The organism is Streptomyces avermitilis MA-4680 = NBRC 14893 (assembly GCF_000009765.2).
GTDB classification, from domain to species: domain Bacteria; phylum Actinomycetota; class Actinomycetes; order Streptomycetales; family Streptomycetaceae; genus Streptomyces; species Streptomyces avermitilis.
On record NC_003155.5, the window covers coordinates 1169622 to 1187777 of the forward strand.

General features: G+C 68.8%; 2 protein-coding genes. Both read right to left on the reverse strand.

All coding sequences use genetic code 11. The annotated features are described in order from the left end of the window. Nucleotides 1-8: 8 nt before the first annotated feature. A complete protein-coding gene (locus SAVERM_RS05195) occupies nucleotides 9-1376 on the reverse strand; it encodes a cytochrome P450 (RefSeq protein WP_037653120.1) in 1368 nt (455 codons plus the stop codon). 154 nt (nucleotides 1377-1530) lie between these two features. After that, nucleotides 1531-18132: a type I polyketide synthase gene (locus SAVERM_RS43855; RefSeq protein WP_420822298.1), complete on the reverse strand. Its 16602-nt coding sequence runs from the start codon at nucleotides 18130-18132 to the stop codon at nucleotides 1531-1533. Nucleotides 18133-18156: the final 24 nt, after the last annotated feature.

Consider the following 18156-nt stretch of genomic DNA (forward strand, 5'->3'; position numbering starts at 1 on the left):
GACGGGGATCACGCTCCCATGGCGGCGGGCTCCTCCAGACGCACCACACTCCTCGGTTCAGCGATCATGCGGAGTCGGTTGGGGAAGACGTGAGTGGCCTTCGTCTTGGGCCGGACCTCGTCGCCCGGAAGGGCGTGTAGTCGCCAGTGGGAGGCGACGACCGCGACCGTAACGGCCGTCTCGAGAAGGGCGAAGTTGTCGCCGATGCATTTGTAGGTGCCGAGCGCGAAGGGCACCCACGCCCCCTTGGGAACTCCGCGGCTCGATCCCTTGGTTTCCCAGCGGCCGGGGTCGAGACGTTCGGGTTCGGGGTACCAACGTGGGTCGCGCTGGATGGCGTACGCGCTGTACATGACCTCCACATCGGCGGGCAGGTCGTGACCGCCGAGTCGTACGGGCCGCACCGTCCGGCGGGACCCCACCCAGCCGGGGTATTTGCGCAGTGCCTCTTTCACGAGGTTCTGTGTGTACGGCAGCCGCGGGAGGTCCTCGTGCGTGGGCAACCGCCCGCCCAGGACCGTGTCGAGCTCTGCGTGCAGCCGACTCTCGATCTCGGCGTTCTGTCCGAGCTCGTGGAAAATCCACGCCGTAATGGCAGCTGGGCCGCCGATCCCGGCCACCGCGATTCCCATGACCTCGTCATGGACCTCCTGGTCCGTCATGGAGGCACCTTCGGCGTCCGTCGCGCGCAGCATCGTCGAGAGCAGGTCACCGTGGTCGCGGCCATCGGCGCGATACGCCGTGATCGCCTCCCGGATCGTTGCGCTCGTACGGCCCACGGACCGCTTGCCCGCGGTGGGAAGAACCTCGTAAAGGGTGGGGGCGAGAGCACTCAGCCGGGCCACCTTCAGAATGTCGTGTCCGGTTTTCCGCAGCGCCGCCTCGGCCTTCGCGCCCAGGTCGGAGAAGAACAGCGTCTTCGTGATCATGGCAAGCGACAGGTCGCAGGCGGCCTGCTCAACGTCCACCACCTGCCCAGCGCTCCAGGAATCAGCGGTCTCCTGCGCGGCGGCCGCCATGGTGGCGACATAGCTCTCGAGGCGCTGGCGGTGGAACCCTGGCTGCATCCGCCTCCGCTGTCGCCGGTGCGTCTCCCCCGATACGGCTACGAGGATGGGGCCGATGAAGCGGCTCGCGCCCTGTGCGCCCTTGCTCCGGGTGAAATCGCCCGATCCGGAGGAGACCAGCATGGTCCGCACCAGGTCCGGGTGCGTGGCGAGGTAGGCGGTTTTCGGCCCGAGGCGGAGCTTGAGCAGGTCTCCGTGATCTGCTGCGGAGCGAAGGAACTCCAGGGGCTGCCGCATCAACGGCGGCACATGGCCGACGACCGGCCAGGCGCCGGGCGCCTCGGGAATGCTGCTCGTCGACTGGGACATCACGAGTGCTCCTTTGCGGGGTGAAGGGGGGTGGCTGGGAGGGGAACGACAGTGACGAGTGAAGGGGGAGGTGTGGGGGTTGGCGTCGGCCCGGGGGTGAGCGTGGACATGGGAGTGGGAGGGAGTGAAGTGAGCTCGGAGTGGTTTCTGGGCTTCATTGAGATTCGAATCCGACTTCCCTGTCGATGAGAGCGAACATCTCCTCGTCCGATGTCTCTGCGAGGTCGGGGGCGGTGTCGTCGCCGTTCAACTTCTGGGCGAGGGAATGCAGTCGGGAGGCCAGCCGCGTGCGCGCGCCGTCGTCCAGCGGGGCAGCGGAGGATGTGGTGGAGGAGAGCACTACCGCCTCCAGCCGCTCGAGCTCCGAGAGCAGCGAGGGCAGCCCCGGGGGTGTCGTTGCGGCGTCCGGCTCGGCCGCGGCGGTGAGTCCCTTGCTGACGAGTTGTGTGTGGAGGTGGTGGGTGAGGGTGGTGGGGTTGGGGTGGTCGAAGGCGAGGGTGGTGGGGAGGCGGAGTCCGGTGGTGTGGGAGAGCCGGTTGCGTAGTTCGACGGCGGTGAGGGAGTCGAAGCCGAGGTCGCGGAACGCGCGGTCGGGGGGGATGGTGTCGGGGGTGGTGTGGCCCAGGACGGTGGCGATGTGGGAGCGGACCAGGGCGAGGAGGGTGGTGTGCTGTTGTTCGTGTGTCTGGCCGGCCAGCCGGCCGTGCAGCTGGGCGCCGTTGTCCGCACCACCGGTAGTGGTGGTGCGGGTGGTGCGGCGGCGGGTGGCGGGCAGGAGGTCCTGCAGCAGGGGCGGCAGGGGCGGGGCGGGACGCAGGTCGGCGGGCAGCAGGACCGGCCGGTCCAGAGCCAGGGCCGCATCGAAGAGGGCCAGTGCGTCCGGGGTCGACATGGGATGCAGACCGGAACGGATGATGCGCCGGTGGTCGGTGCCGGCCAGATGCCCGGTCATCCCGCTGGCCTCTTCCCACAGCCCCCACGCCAGCGACACCCCCGGCAGACCCGCCGCCCGCCGCCGGTACGCCAGCGCGTCCAGAGCGGCATTGGCCGCGGCGTAGTTGCCCTGCCCGGCCGACCCCAGGATCCCCGCGGCCGAGGAGAACAGCACGAACGCCGACAGCTCCATACCCCGCGTCAGCTCATCCAGCAAAAGAGCGGCATCCACCTTGGCCGCGAACACCGTGCCCAGCCGCTCGGGCGTGAGAGAGGCGATCGTCGCATCGTCCAGCACACCAGCCGCATGCACGACACCCGTCAGCGGACACCCGGCAGGAACACCCTCCAGCAGCCGGACCACCTCCCGCCGCTCCCCCACATCACACGCAACAATCCGCACCTCCGCCCCCAACGCGGCCAGCTCCGCCCGCAAACCCTCCGCACCCGGAGCATCCGGACCACGCCGGCTCACCAACAACAGATCCCGCACCCCACACACACCAGCCAGATGCCGCGCCACCGCCGCACCCAGCACACCCGTCCCACCCGTCACCAACACCGACCCACCCGACAACCACGGCAACACCTCCCGACCCGATACATCAACCGGCGACTCAAGTCGTGTCAGGCGTGCGGCCAGCACCCGCTCACCACGCACCGCCAACTGCGGCTCACCACACGCCACCACCGCAGCCACACGCCCACCATCCAGACCAGACCCCATACCGGCCTCGTTGCCGGCATCGCGGTCAGCGCCGCTGTCGAGGTCGGTGTCCAGGTCGAGGAGGACAAACCGGTCCGGATGCTCAGCCTGCGCCGACCGCACCAGCCCCCACACCGCCGCACCCACCACATCCACCGGGCCATCCACCGGGCCGTCCTCCGGGCCGGCCACCACCGCACCCCGGGTCACCACCACCAGCCGCGAACCCGCAAACCGCTCCAGCCCCAGCCACCCCTGCACCACACCCAACACCCCACCAACAACCTCACCCACACCACCGCCACCACCGCCGCCATCGGCACCGGCATCCGGGCACCGCAACACCACCACCCCCGGCACACCATCCTCCTCAGCCGCCAGACCAACGAGGTCGTCGGCACCATCCAGCACCACCACCGATGCCCCGCCCGACACCAGTACATCTGAGGGCACCTCAACCCACTTCATGTCGAAGAGCTCAGCGCGCTGTACGGCGCGCTCGGCAGCTCGCAATTCGTCCGCCGCCAACGGGCGCACCGCCAACGCCTCGACGGACGCCACGGGCGTACCGGTGTCATCCGTGACCAGCACGGAAACTGCGGCGTGGCCGCTGTTCGGATCGGCCGGCGAGAGTCGCACGCGCAACGACGACGCATTGGCGGCGTGCAGCGTCACACCGGTGAAGGAGAACGGTACGGATCCCTGCGGCAGACTGCCCGACGGCGCAAAGGCCGCTGCGTGCAAGGCAGCATCCAGCAGTGCCGGGTGCAGGTTGTACGCGGATGCCTCGCCGTGCACCTGTTCTGGAAGGCGAACCTCGGCAAACACCTCGTCTCCCAGACGCCAGGCAGCAGTCAGCCCCCGGAATGCGGGGCCATAGACAAAGCCATTTGCCTCGTAGTCGCCATACAAGGCTGCCAATTCCTCATCAGCACAGCGAACTGCGCCCGCTGGCGGCCACATCGACAGATCATCGTGGCTACGGCCTGTCTCAATGCGCGAGGTCTTGGTTCCCAGAACGGCCGTGGCGTGATGACGCCAGGGAGCCGCTGCGGGGGCGTTCTCGCTTCGCGAGTAGATCGTCAGTGAACGAGTGTCGGTGTCGTCCGGTGGATTGATGTGCACCTGAACGTCGACGGCACCCTCACGGGGGATGACGAGAGGCGTGTGGAGGGCGAGTTCTTCGAGGTGGTCGGTCGTGGTTGCTTGGAGGGCGAGTTCGAGGAGGGCGGTTCCTGGCACAAGAGTGGTACCGACGACGGTGTGGTCGGTGAGCCAGGGGTGGGTGCGTAGGGAGAGGCGGCCGGTGAGTAGTTGTGTGTTGTTGTTGGCGAGGGTGAGTGTTGCGGTGAGGAGGGGGTGGTGGGTGGGGGTGAGGCCGGTGGTGGTGAGGTCGGTTGTCGTGGTGGGTGGTTGGAGCCAGTAGTGCTGGTGTTGGAAGGGGTAGGTGGGCAGGTCGAGGTGGTGGTTGTGGGGGTGGGGGTGGGTTTGGGTGTAGTGGTGGTGCCAGGTGGTGGGTGTCCGAATGCCGGTGGTGTGGGTGTGGGCGAGGGCGGTGAGGAAGCGGTGGGTGTCGTTGTCGCCGCGGCGGAGGCTGCCGGTCGCGGTGATGTTTTCGGTGGTGTTTTCGGTGGTGTCTTCGATGGCGGGGACGAGGGTGGGGTGGGGACTGATTTCGATGAAGGGGCGGTGTCCGTCGTCGGTCAGGGTCTGGATGGCGTGGCTGAAGCGGACGGGCTGGTGGAGGTTGCGGTACCAGTAGGCGGCGTCCAGGGTTGTGGTGTACCAGACCAGGTGCCCTACGACGGTGGAGAAGAACGGCATGGTGGACGGCTGGGGGGTGATGTCTCCCAGCAGGTGCAGGAGTTCGTCGTGGAGGGGTTGGACGTGGGGGCAGTGGGAGGCGTAGTCGACGGGGATGCGTTTGGCCCGTAGGCCGGTGTCGGCACAGTGGGTGAGGAGTTCTTCTACTGCGGTGGTGTCGCCGGAGACGGTGGTGGAGTGGGGGCCGTTGAGGGCTGCCACCCACAACTGCCCTTCCCACCGTTCGGAAATGAGCTGCTGCACGTCCTGGGCGGGCAGGGGCAGTGAGACCATGGCGCCCCGGCCTCGTACGGCGGCCAGTGCCTGGCTGCGCAGTGCAACGGTTTTGGCGGCGTCTTTCAGGCTGAGTGCGCCGCAGATGTGGGCGGCGGCGATTTCTCCCTGGGAGTGGCCGAGGACCGCGTCGGGTTCGATGCCGTAGGAGCGCCACAGGGCGGCGAGGGAGACCATGATGCTGAAGAGCACGGGCTGGACCACGTCGGCTTGTTGCCATGCGGGGTCGTCGGGGTCGCGGTGCAGGATGTCGGTCAGGGACCAGGGCACCCAGGGGGTGAGGGCTTTCTCGCATGCGTCGATGTGTTCGGCGAACACGGGTGAGGAGGTGAGCAGGGTCAGGCCCATCCCGGCCCACTGGCCGCCCTGTCCGGGGAAGACGAAGACGACGCCGCCGCGGTCACTGCCCCGGGTGTGGCCTGTGGTGATGTGGGGGTGGGGTTCGCCGGCTGCCAGGGCTGTCAGTGCCTGCGCCAGTTCCTCGCGGTCCGCGGCCAGGATGACGGCGCGGTGTTCCAGTACGGCCCGGCCGCGGGCCAGACCCGCACCGATGTCGGCAGGTGACATGTCCGGGCGGGCTGCCACGTACTGGCGCAACGCCTGTGCCTGCGCCCGCAACCCGGCCTCAGACCTCGCCGACACCGGCACCGGCACCGGCACCGGCTCAGACTCAGCCACCGGAAGGGCTGGATTCGGAGCACCCACCGACACCCCACCACCGGCAGCACCGCCCGCCGCCGCAGGCGCCTCCTCCAAAATCACATGGGCGTTGGTGCCGCTGACGCCGAATGATGACACGCCGGCGTGGCGTGGCCGGCCGGCCGGGTCGGCGGGCCAGGGCACCGGTTGTGTCAGGAGTTGTACTGCGCCTGTGGACCAGTCGACCTGGGGGGTGGGCTCGTCCACGTGGAGGGTCTGTGGCAGCAGCCCGTTGCGCAGGGCCATCACCATCTTGATGACTCCGCCCACGCCCGCGGCGGCCTGTGCGTGCCCGATGTTGGATTTGAGGGATCCCAGCCACAAGGGGCGGTGGTGGGGGCGGTGTTGTCCGTAGGCGGCCAGGAGTGCCTGGGCCTCGATCGGGTCCCCCAGAGTGGTCCCGGTGCCGTGGCCCTCCACTGCGTCGACATCGGCCGGGGTCAGTCCCGCATTGGCCAGGGCCTGACGGATGACACGCTGCTGGGAGGGCCCGTTGGGCGCGGTCAGACCGTTGCTCGCACCGTCCTGGTTGACCGCACTGCCACGCACCACGGCCAGGACACGGTGACCGTTGCGACGGGCGTCGGAGAGCCGCTCCACCAGCAGCATCCCCACACCCTCGGCCCAGCCGGTACCGTCAGCAGCCGCCGAATAGGCCTTGCACCGCCCGTCCGCGGCCAGACCCCGCTGACGTGAGAACTCCACAAACGTACCCGGAGACGACATCACCGTCACACCCCCGGCAAGCGCCATCGAACACTCACCCGCACGCAACGCCTGCGCCGCCCAATGCAACGCCACCAACGACGACGAACACGCCGTATCGACGGTCACGGCCGGACCCTCAAGGCCAAAGCTGTAGGCCACCCGGCCGGTCGCGACGCTGCCTGCGCTGCCGTTGGCGATGAGGCCTTCGAAACCCTCGGGGACATGGTGGAGACGCGCGGCGTAGTCGTGGTACATCACCCCGGCGAAGACACCCGTACGGGAGCCACGCATCGACAGCGGATCGATACCCGCCCGCTCGAACGCCTCCCACGACGTCTCCAGCAACAACCGCTGCTGCGGATCCATCGCCAACGCCTCACGCGGACTGATCCCGAAGAAGTCCGCATCGAACTCCCCCGCCTCATACAAAAACCCGCCATACCGCGCGTACGACGTCCCCGACCGGTCAGGGTCCGAATCAAACAACCCCTCCAGATCCCACCCCCGACCGGCCGGAAATTCACCAATCGCATCCCCACCCGACGCAACCAGCTCCCACAACTCCTCCGGCGAACACACCCCACCCGGAAAACGACACGCCATCCCCACAATCGCAATCGGCTCATCCGCGGCAACCTGATGAAGTGCGACCTGCGATGGCGTCTCGCCTTCCGCGTCGTCGCCCATCAGCTCACGACGTAGGTGACGCGCCAGGGTCGCTGCATTCGGCTGGTCGAAGACCAGACTGGTCGGCAGTCGCAGTCCCGTTGCCTCACCCAGGCGGTTACGGAGTTCCACCGCTGTCAAGGAGTCGAAGCCTAGGTCGCGGAACGCCGAGTCAACGGGGATCATCTCCGGCGCGTTGTGGCCGAGGACGGTGGCGATGTGGGAGCGGACCAGGGCGAGGAGGGTGGTGTGCTGTTGTTCGTGTGTCTGGCCGGCCAGCCGGGCATGCAGCTGGGCGCCGTTGTCCGCACCACCGGTAGTGGTGGTGCGGGTGGTGCGGCGGCGGGTGGCGGGCAGGAGGTCCTGCAGCAGGGGCGGCAGGGGCGGGGCGGGACGCAGGTCGGCGGGCAGCAGGACCGGCCGGTCCAGAGCCAGGGCCGCATCGAAGAGAGCCAGTGCGTCCGGGGTCGACATGGGATGCAGACCGGAACGGATGATGCGCCGGTGGTCGGTGCCGGCCAGGTGCCCGGTCATCCCGCTGGCCTCTTCCCACAGCCCCCACGCCAGCGACACCCCCGGCAGACCCGCCGCCCGCCGCCGGTACGCCAGCGCGTCCAGAGCGGCATTGGCCGCGGCGTAGTTGCCCTGCCCGGCCGACCCCAGGATCCCCGCGGCCGAGGAGAACAGCACGAACGCCGACAGCTCCATACCCCGCGTCAGCTCATCCAGCAAAAGAGCGGCATCCACCTTGGCCGCGAACACCGTGCCCAGCCGCTCGGGCGTGAGAGAGGCGATCGTCGCATCGTCCAGCACACCAGCCGCATGCACGACACCCGTCAGCGGACACCCGGCAGGAACACCCTCCAGCAGCCGGACCACCTCCCGCCGCTCCCCCACATCACACGCAACAATCCGCACCTCCGCCCCCAACGCGGCCAGCTCCGCCCGCAAACCCTCCGCACCCGGAGCATCCGGACCACGCCGGCTCACCAACAACAGATCCCGCACCCCACACACACCAGCCAGATGCCGCGCCACCGCCGCACCCAGCACACCCGTCCCACCCGTCACCAACACCGACCCACCCGACAACCACGGCAACACCTCCCGACCCGATACATCAACCGGCGACTCAAGTCGTGTCAGGCGTGCGGCCAGCACCCGCTCACCACGCACCGCCAACTGCGGCTCACCACACGCCACCACCGCAGCCACACGCCCACCATCCAGACCAGACCCCATACCGGCCTCGTTGCCGGCATCGGCGTCAGCGCCGCTGTCGAGGTCGGTGTCCAGGTCGAGGAGGACAAACCGGTCCGGATGCTCAGCCTGCGCCGACCGCACCAGCCCCCACACCGCCGCACCCACCACATCCACCGGGCCGTCCTCCGGGCCGGCCACCACCGCACCCCGGGTCACCACCACCAGCCGCGAACCCGCAAACCGCTCCAGCCCCAGCCACCCCTGCACCACACCCAACACCCCACCAACAACCTCACCCACACCACCGCCACCGCCGCCATCGGCACCGGCATCCGGGCACCGCAACACCACCACCCCCGGCACAGGCCCACCACCGCTCTCACCCACGTCCTCGTGCCACGCCCACGCCTGCCCACACACCGGCACAGGACCCACCTCAGCCCACTGCACCGCATACAGCGAACCCCGCCGCCCCGCCGAAACCGAGACAGCACGCAACTGACCCATATCCACAGGCCGCAACTCAAGACGATCGACCGACGCCACCGGCACCCCGGTGTCGTCGGTGATGCGCACGCACACGGCCGCCCCTGTCGCTCCAAGCGTCGACAGGCACGCGCGCACGGAGACTGCACCATGCGTACGGAACCGCAGACCGTTCCACACATGGGGCACGACGGGCGTCCCCGGACCCGCCACAGAAAGCAGGCCGGTGCCCTGAAGGGCAGCGTCGAGCAGGGCCGGGTGCAGACCGTACGCCGCCGCGTCTCCCGACACTTCTTCGGGAAGACGTGCCTCGACGAGGATGTCGTCGCCGTAGCGCCAGGCCGCGCGCAACCCTTGGAATGCCAGGCCATAAGCAAAGCCGGCGTCGGCCATTTGATCGTAAGCCGTGTTCAGGTCGACAGGCGTAGCTCCAACGGGAGGCCAGGGTCCCGCAAGCAGCTCGTACGAGGCAGTGTCATCGTCCTTGGCAGGGCTCAGCACACCCGCGGCATGACGCGTCCACGCACTGGCCGACGCATCGGCTCCACCACTGCCGCCCTCACCGCGTGAGTGGATGGTCATCATGCGGCGACCCGACTCGTCCGGCGCCGCAATGGCAACCTGAAGGGTCACGTCTCCGACCTCAGGAATGACCAACGGTGTGTGGAGCGTCAGCTCGTCCACGTGGTCGCAACCCACACTTTCTCCGGCATGAAGGGCCAGTTCCGCGAAGGCCGTACCCGGCAGCAGCACGACACCGCCTACCGCATGGCCGGCGAGCCAGGGATGCGTGCGCAACGAGAGGCGCCCCGTCAGTAGGCAGCCGTCCCCTTCGGCCAGTTCCAATGTGGCGCCGAGTAGGGGGTGTTCGGTGGGGTCGAGTCCGGCTGCTGACACGTTGCCGGCACCGGGCTGTGTGCTTTCGAGCCAGTAGTGGTGGTGTTGGAAGGGGTAGGTGGGGAGGTCGAGGTGGGTGTGGGTGTGGGGTTGGTTGTGGTGGTGGGTGTAGTGGTGGGGGTGCCAGGTGGTGGTGGTTTTGGCGAGGTTGGTGAGGAGGTGGGTTTGGGGGTGGTGGTGGGGGTGGGTGAGGGTGAGGGTGGTGGTGGGGGTGTTGGGGAGGTTGTGGTGGGTGAGGGTGGTGAGGGTGTTGTCGGGTCCGAGTTCGATGTAGGTGGTGACGCCGTGTTGGTGGAGGGTTTGGGTGGTGGTGGCTATGTCGACGGTGTTGCGGGCTTGTTGGGTCCAGTAGTGGGGGGTGAGGAGTTGGTCGGGTGGGGTGTTGGCGGTGATGAGGGGGGTGTGGGGTGGGTGGTAGGTGAGGGTTTGGGTGTGCTGGTGGAGTTGGTTGAGGATGGGGTTGGTGTGGGGGGAGTGGAAGGCGTGGTTGGTGGGGAGGGTTTTGGTTTTGATGCCTTGTTGTTGGCAGAGGGTGGTGATGTGTTGGACGGTGTGGGGGGTGCCGCTGATGACGAGGGAGGTGGGGGTGTTGATGGCGGCGATGGCGAGGTCGTTTTCGTGGGCGGTGATGTGGTGGGTGATGTGGTGGGGGGTGGTGTGGAGGGTGGTCATGGTGCCGGGGGGCATGGTTTGCATGAGGGTGGCGCGTTGGGTGATGAGGGTGGTGGCGTCGGTGAGGGTGAGGATGCCGGCGAGGTGGGCGGCGGTGATTTCGCCGAGGGAGTGTCCGGCGTAGTAGTGGGGGGTGATGTGGTAGCCGTCGGTGAGGAGGCGGTGGAGGGCGACCTGGAAGGCGAAGAGGGCGGGCTGGGCGTACGGGGTCTGCTGGAGCAGTGCGGCCGCTTCTTCGAGGGTGGTGGTGTCCTGGGTGTTGGGGTCCTGGGTGAGGAGGGGGAGGAGGGGGTGGTCGAGGTGGGGGTCGAGGTGGGTGCAGATGTCGTTGAGTGCGGCGGCGAAGACGGGGTGGGTGTGGTAGAGGCCGTGGGCCATGCCGGGGCGTTGGGTGCCCTGTCCGGAGCAGATGAATGCGGTCTTTCCTGCGGCCTCCCCGGTCCCGGTCCCGCCTGGGGCGCTGCTGTGGATGACGGCGGGGTGGGGTTCGCCTGCGGCGAGTGCCTGGAGTGCTTGCAGGAAGGTGTCGCGGTCGGCGGCGATGAGGGTGGCGCGGTGGTCGAACACGGCGCGGGCGTGGGCGAGGGTGTATCCGACGTCGGCGAGGTCGAGGCCGGGGTGGTCGGTGAGGTGGGCGTGCAGGGCCTGGGCCTGGGCGCGCAGGGCCGGCTGCGACTTGGCCGACACCAGCCACGGCCACACCCCTGGACTGCCGGCAGCAGCCTCCTCGCCACTACCGGCATCCTCGCCGGCGGGTGGTCCCCCCGGAACGTCGTCGGCGGGTGTGTCTGACGGGATGTTGTGGGCGGGTGCTTCTTCGAGGATGACGTGGGCGTTGGTGCCGCTGACGCCGAATGATGACACTCCTGCCCGCCGTAGCCGCCCCTCCCCGCCGGGCCAGGGCACCGTCTCCGTCAGCAGCTGCACCGCACCCGCGGACCAGTCCACATGCGGCGACGGCTCATCCACATGCAACGTCCGCGGCAGCAGACCATTCCGCAGCGCCATCACCATCTTGATCACCCCGGCGACGCCCGCGGCAGCCTGTGTGTGACCGACATTGGACTTGACCGAGCCCAGCCACAGCGGCCCCTCGCCGGCACGGTCCTGCCCGTAGGTCGCAAGGAGGGCCTGGGCCTCGATCGGGTCGCCCAAAGTGGTGCCGGTGCCGTGGGCCTCCACCGCATCGACATCACCGGCCGACAAGCCGGCGTTGGCGAGGGCCTGGCGGATGACACGCTGCTGGGAGGGCCCGTTGGGCGCGGTCAGCCCGTTGCTCGCACCGTCCTGGTTGACCGCACTGCCACGCACCACGGCCAGGACACGGTGACCGTTGCGACGGGCGTCGGAGAGCCGCTCCACCAGCAGCATCCCCACACCCTCACCCCAGCCGGTCCCGTCCGCCGCCGCCGAGAACGCCTTGCAATGCCCGTCCGCGGCCAGACCCCGCTGCCGCGAAAACTCCACGAAGGCACCCGGAGACGACATCACCGTCACACCCCCGGCAAGCGCCATCGAGCACTCACCCGCACGCAACGCCTGACAGGCCAGATGTAAAGCCACCAACGACGAGGAACAAGCCGTGTCCACCGACACCGCAGGACCCTCAAAACCAAACGTGTACGAGATACGACCGGAGGCCACACTCCCGGATGTGCCGGTCAGGACATAGCCCTCGGTGTCGGCTGCGGCGTTTTCGTGCAGCCTGGGTCCATAGGCCTGCGGAATGAGGCCCGCGAACACGCCTGTCTGGCTCCCGCGTACGGTCGTAGGGTCAATACCTGCCTGCTCCATGGCCTCCCATGAGGCCTCCAGCAGCAATCGCTGCTGCGGGTCCATCGCCAGTGCCTCACGCGGACTGATCCCGAAGAAGCCGGCGTCGAACTCCCCCGCGTCGTAGAGGAAACTCCCACAGCGGGTGTACGAGGTGCCCGGCCGACCCGGTTCCGGATCGAACAGTGCTTCCAGGTCCCACCCACGGTCCGTCGGAAACTCGCCGACCGTGTCCCTCCCCGATGCGAGCAGTTCCCACAGCTCCTCGGCTGAGGTGACGCCTCCGGGATAGCGGCACGCCATGCCAATGATCGCGACGGGCTCGTCCTGGTCTGCAGGCACAGCCGCAGCACGGGGAGCTGGGATGGAGGCAGTGCTGTCCGAGCCCAGAAGTTGTGTGTGGAGGTGGTGGGTGAGGGTGGTGGGGTTGGGGTGGTCGAAGGCGAGGGTGGTGGGGAGGCGGAGTCCGGTGGTGCGGGAGAGCCGGTTGCGTAGTTCGACGGCGGTGAGGGAGTCGAAGCCGAGGTCGCGGAACGCGCGGTCGGGGGGGATGGTGTCGGGGGTGGTGTGGCCGAGGACGGTGGCGATGTGGGAGCGGACCAGGGCGAGGAGGGTGGTGTGCTGTTGTTCGTGTGTCTGGCCGGCCAGCCGGGCATGCAGCTGGGCGCCGTTGTCCGCACCACCGGTAGTGGTGGTGCGGGTGGTGCGGCGGCGGGTGGCGGGCAGGAGGTCCTGCAGCAGGGGCGGCAGGGGCGGGGCGGGACGCAGGTCGGCGGGCAGCAGGACCGGCCGGTCCAGAGCCAGGGCCGCATCGAAGAGAGCCAGTGCGTCCGGGGTCGACATGGGATGCAGACCGGAACGGATGATGCGCCGGTGGTCGGTGCCGGCCAGGTGCCCGGTCATCCCGCTGGCCTCTTCCCACAGCCCCCACGCCAGCGACACCCCCGGCAGACCCGCCGCCCGCCGCCGGTACGCCAGCGCGTCCAGAGCGGCATTGGCCGCGGCGTAGTTGCCCTGCCCGGCCGACCCCAGGATCCCCGCGGCCGAGGAGAACAGCACGAACGCCGACAGCTCCATACCCCGCGTCAGCTCATCCAGCAAAAGAGCGGCATCCACCTTGGCCGCGAACACCGTGCCCAGCCGCTCGGGCGTGAGAGAGGCGATCGTCGCATCGTCCAGCACACCAGCCGCATGCACGACACCCGTCAGCGGACACCCGGCAGGAACACCCTCCAGCAGCCGGACCACCTCCCGCCGCTCCCCCACATCACACGCAACAATCCGCACCTCCGCCCCCAACGCGGCCAGCTCCGCCCGCAAACCCTCCGCACCCGGAGCATCCGGACCACGCCGGCTCACCAACAGCAGATCCCGCACCCCACACACACCAGCCAGATGCCGCGCCACCGCCGCACCCAGCACACCCGTCCCACCCGTCACCAACACCGACCCACCCGACAACCACGGCAACACCTCCCGACCAGCAACATCACCGGACCGCTGAGCAGGTACATCAACGGACGACTCAAGTCGCGTCAGGCGTGCGGCCAGCACCCGCTCACCACGCACCGCCAACTGCGGCTCACCACACGCCACCACCGCCGCCACATGCCCACCATCCACGCCCCAACCAGCACCAGCACCAGCACCAGCACCGGTGTCGAGGTCGGTGCCGGTGTCGGTGTCGGTGTCGAGGTCGAGGAGGACAAACCGGTCCGGATGCTCAGCCTGCGCCGACCGCACCAGCCCCCACACCGCCGCACCCACCACATCCACCGGGCCGTCTTCTTGGCCGGCCACCACCGCACCCCGGGTCACCACCACCAGCCGCGAACCCGCAAACCGCTCCAGCCCCAGCCACCCCTGCACCACACCCAACACCCCACCAACAACCTCACCCACACCACCGCCACCGCCGCCACCGGCACCGGCATCCGGGCACCGCAACACCACCACCCCCGGCACAGGCCCACCACCGCTCTCACCCACGTCCTCGTGCCACGCCCACGCCTGCCCACACACCGGCACAGGACCCACCTCAGCCCACTGCACCGCATACAGCGAACCCCGCCGCCCCGCCGAAACCGAGACAGCACGCAACTGACCCATATCCACAGGCCGCAACTCAAGACGATCGACCGACGCCACCGGCACACCCGCCTCATCCCCGACCACGACCGACACCGCCTCACGCCCGCCGCCCCGCCCTACAGCCCACACACGCACCCGCACACCGGTCACACCCGCCCGGTGAAGCGACACACCACCCCACACAGCCGGCACCCGAACACCCTCCCCGAACCCCGCCCCCTCCCCAAACCCCGTCCCACCCGGAAGCAACACCGACAACGGCTGGACCACACCATCCAGCAACGCCGGATGCAGCCCAAAACCAGCCGCATCACCCCACGCCTCCTCCGGCAGACACACCTCAGCCAGCAAATCCCCCCCATCACGCCACACCGCACGCAGCCCCGAAAACACCGGCCCCAAAACACAACCAGCCCCAGCCAAACGGTCACGGACACCATCGACATCCACCGCCACCGCACCCCGCGGCGGCCACACCCCCGCCAGACCATCCACCACCACACCACCACCAGCAGCAGCCTCAACCAGCACCCCCGAGGCATGACACGTCCACACCCCACCCGACGCACCACCCCCACCACAAGCACTCCCACCCCGCGCATACACACTCACCAAACGCCGCCCCTCCCCATCCGCAGCCGCAACCCCAACCTGCACACTCACACCCCCACCCACAGGAACCACCAGCGGCGCATGCACAGTGAGTTGCTCGATTCGGGTGCAGCCCACGCGTTCGCCAACCTGGACCGCCAGCTCCACGAACGCCGACCCCGACAGCAGGACCGCACCCCCCACCTCGTAATCGCCCAGCCACGGATGCGAGCGCAAGGACAGGCGACCCGTCAGTAGGCAGCCGTCCGTGTCTGCGAGTTGGACTGTTGCCGCGAGCAGAGGGTGTTCGGCCGGCTCCAAGCCAGCAGCGGCGACGTCACCTGCTCCCGTGGGAGCGTCGAGCCAGTAGTGCTGGCGTTGGAAGGGATAAGTGGGGAGGTCGAGGTGGTGGTTGTGGGGGTGGGTGTGGTGGTGGGTGTAGTGGTGGTGCCAGGTGGTGGGTGTGCCGATGCCGGTGGTGTGGGTGTGGGCGAGGGCGGTGAGGAAGCGGCGGGTGTCGTTGTCGCCGCGGCGGAGGCTGCCGATCGCGGTGACGTCTTCGGCGGTGTCTTCGGTGGTGTCTTCGATGGCGGGGACGAGGGTGGGGTGGGGGCTGACTTCGACGAAGACGCGGTGTCCGTCATCCGCCAGGGCCTGGACGGCATCGCTGAAACGGACAGGCTGGTGCAGGTTGCGGTACCAGTAGGCGGCGTCCAGGGTTGTGGTGTCCAGCCAGGTGCCCTCCACCGTGGAGAAGAACGGCACGCCGGACGGCTGCGGGCTGATGTCCCCCAGCAGCTCCAGCAACTCCTCCCGCAGGGGCTGCACATGGGGGCAGTGCGAGGCATAGTCGACCGGGATCCGCCGGGCCCGCACCCCGGTGCCGGCACAGTACGCCAGCACCTCGTCCACCGCCTCGGCATCCCCCGAGACGGCGGTGGAGCGGGGGCCGTTGACCGCCGCCACCCACAACCGCCCCGCCCACCGCTCACCAATGAGCTGCTCCACCTCCTGGGCAGGCAGCGGCACTGAGGCCATGCCGCCCCGGCCCCGCACAGCGGCCAGCGCCCGGCTGCGCAGCGCAACAGTCTTCGCCGCGTCCTTCAGGCTCAGCGCCCCACACACATGCGCGGCCGCGATCTCGCCCTGGGAATGGCCAAGGACCGCGTCGGGTTCGATACCGTAGGAACGCCACAGAGCAGCCAAAGACACCATGACGCTGAACAGCACAGGCTGGACCACATCGGCCCGCTCCCACACCGCATCCCCCGCGTCCCGGCGCAGGATGTCCACCACAGACCAGTCCACCCACGGCGCCAGAGCCTCCTCGCACGCCTGCATCCGCCGGGCGAACACCGGAGAGGAGGCGAGCAGACGCACACCCATCCCGGCCCACTGCCCACCCTGTCCGGGAAACACGAAGACGACACCGCCCCGGTCACCACCCGGCGCATGACCCGTGGTCACCCGCCGATCCGGCTCACCCGCCGCCAGCGCCCCCAACCCTTGCACCAGCTCCTCACGGTCCGCGGCCAGGACGACCGCACGATGCTCCAGCACAGCCCGCCCACAGGCCAGACCCGCACCCACATCGGCAAGCGAAACGTCCGGCCGGACTGCCACGTACTGACGCAACGCCTCCGCCTGCGCCCGCAACCCAGCCTCAGACCTAGCCGACACCGGCACAGGAACCGGCACCGGCACCGGCACCGGCACCGACTCAGCCACCGGCGCAGACACAGCCACTGGAGCGGCCACCGACTCAGCCACCGAAATGGCAAGACCCGGAGCACCCTCCAACACCCCACCCCCGGCAACACAGCCCCCCGCCGCCGGCGCCTCCTCCAAAATCACATGCGCATTCGTGCCACTGACCCCGAACGACGACACTCCCGCCCGCCGCAACCGCCCTGCCGCGTCCCCCGGCCACGGCACCGCCTCCGTCAGCAGCCGCACCGCCCCCGCGGACCAGTCCACCTGCGGCGACGGCTCATCCACATGCAACGTCCGCGGCAACACCCCCTCCCGCAACGCCATCACCATCTTGATGACCCCACCCACACCCGCGGCAGCCTGCGCATGGCCGATGTTCGACTTCACCGATCCCAGCCACAGCGGCCTGTTACCGGCCCGCTGCCCGTACGTGGCGAGCAACGCCTGCGCCTCGATCGGATCACCCAGCGTCGTGCCCGTCCCATGCCCCTCCACCACATCCACATCCGCCACGGACAACCCCGCGTTCGCCAACGCCTGCCGGATCACCCGCTCCTGAGCCGGACCATTCGGCGCCGTCAACCCATTCGACGCACCGTCCTGATTGACCGCACTGCCGCGCAGCACCGCCAGCACCCGATGCCCCAGCCGCACCGCATCCGACAACCGCTCCACCAACAGCATCCCGACGCCCTCGCCCATGCCGGTGCCGTCGGCTCCACCCGCGAAGGACTTGCAGCGGCCGTCCACCGACAGTCCGCGCTGGCGTGAGAACTCGACGAAGAGGTGCGGGGTCGACATCACCGTCACACCGCCGGCCAGCGCGAGCGTGCACTCACCCGACCGCAGCGACTGGCACGCCAGATGCAGCGCCACCAACGACGACGAACATGCCGTGTCCACCGAGACGGCAGGGCCCTCGAGACCGAGCGTGTAGGCGACGCGGCCCGACGCGACGGCGCCGCCGCTACCGTTGCCGATGTAGCCCTCGAATCCCTCGGGGATGGTACCCAGGCGGGATCCGTAGTCGTGGTACATCACCCCGGCGAAGACACCCGTACGGGAGCCACGCATCGACAGCGGATCGATACCCGCCCGCTCGAACGCCTCCCACGACGTCTCCAGCAACAACCGCTGCTGCGGATCCATCGCCAACGCCTCACGCGGACTGATCCCGAAGAAGTCCGCATCGAACTCCCCCGCCTCATACAAAAACCCGCCATACCGCGCGTACGACGTCCCCGACCGGTCAGGGTCCGAATCAAACAACCCCTCCAGATCCCACCCCCGACCGGCCGGAAATTCACCAATCGCATCCCCACCCGACGCAACCAGCTCCCACAACTCCTCCGGCGAACACACCCCACCCGGAAAACGACACGCCATCCCCACAATCGCAATCGGCTCGCTGGACGCCTCCATGGCGGCTGCCAGTTGCTCATTACGTGCCCGCAGGGTCTGGTTCGCCTTCAGAGACGCCCTAAGCGCGTCGACGAGCTTTTCGCTGGACGTGTCCATCACTGTCTCCCAAATTCAAGAAGTCTC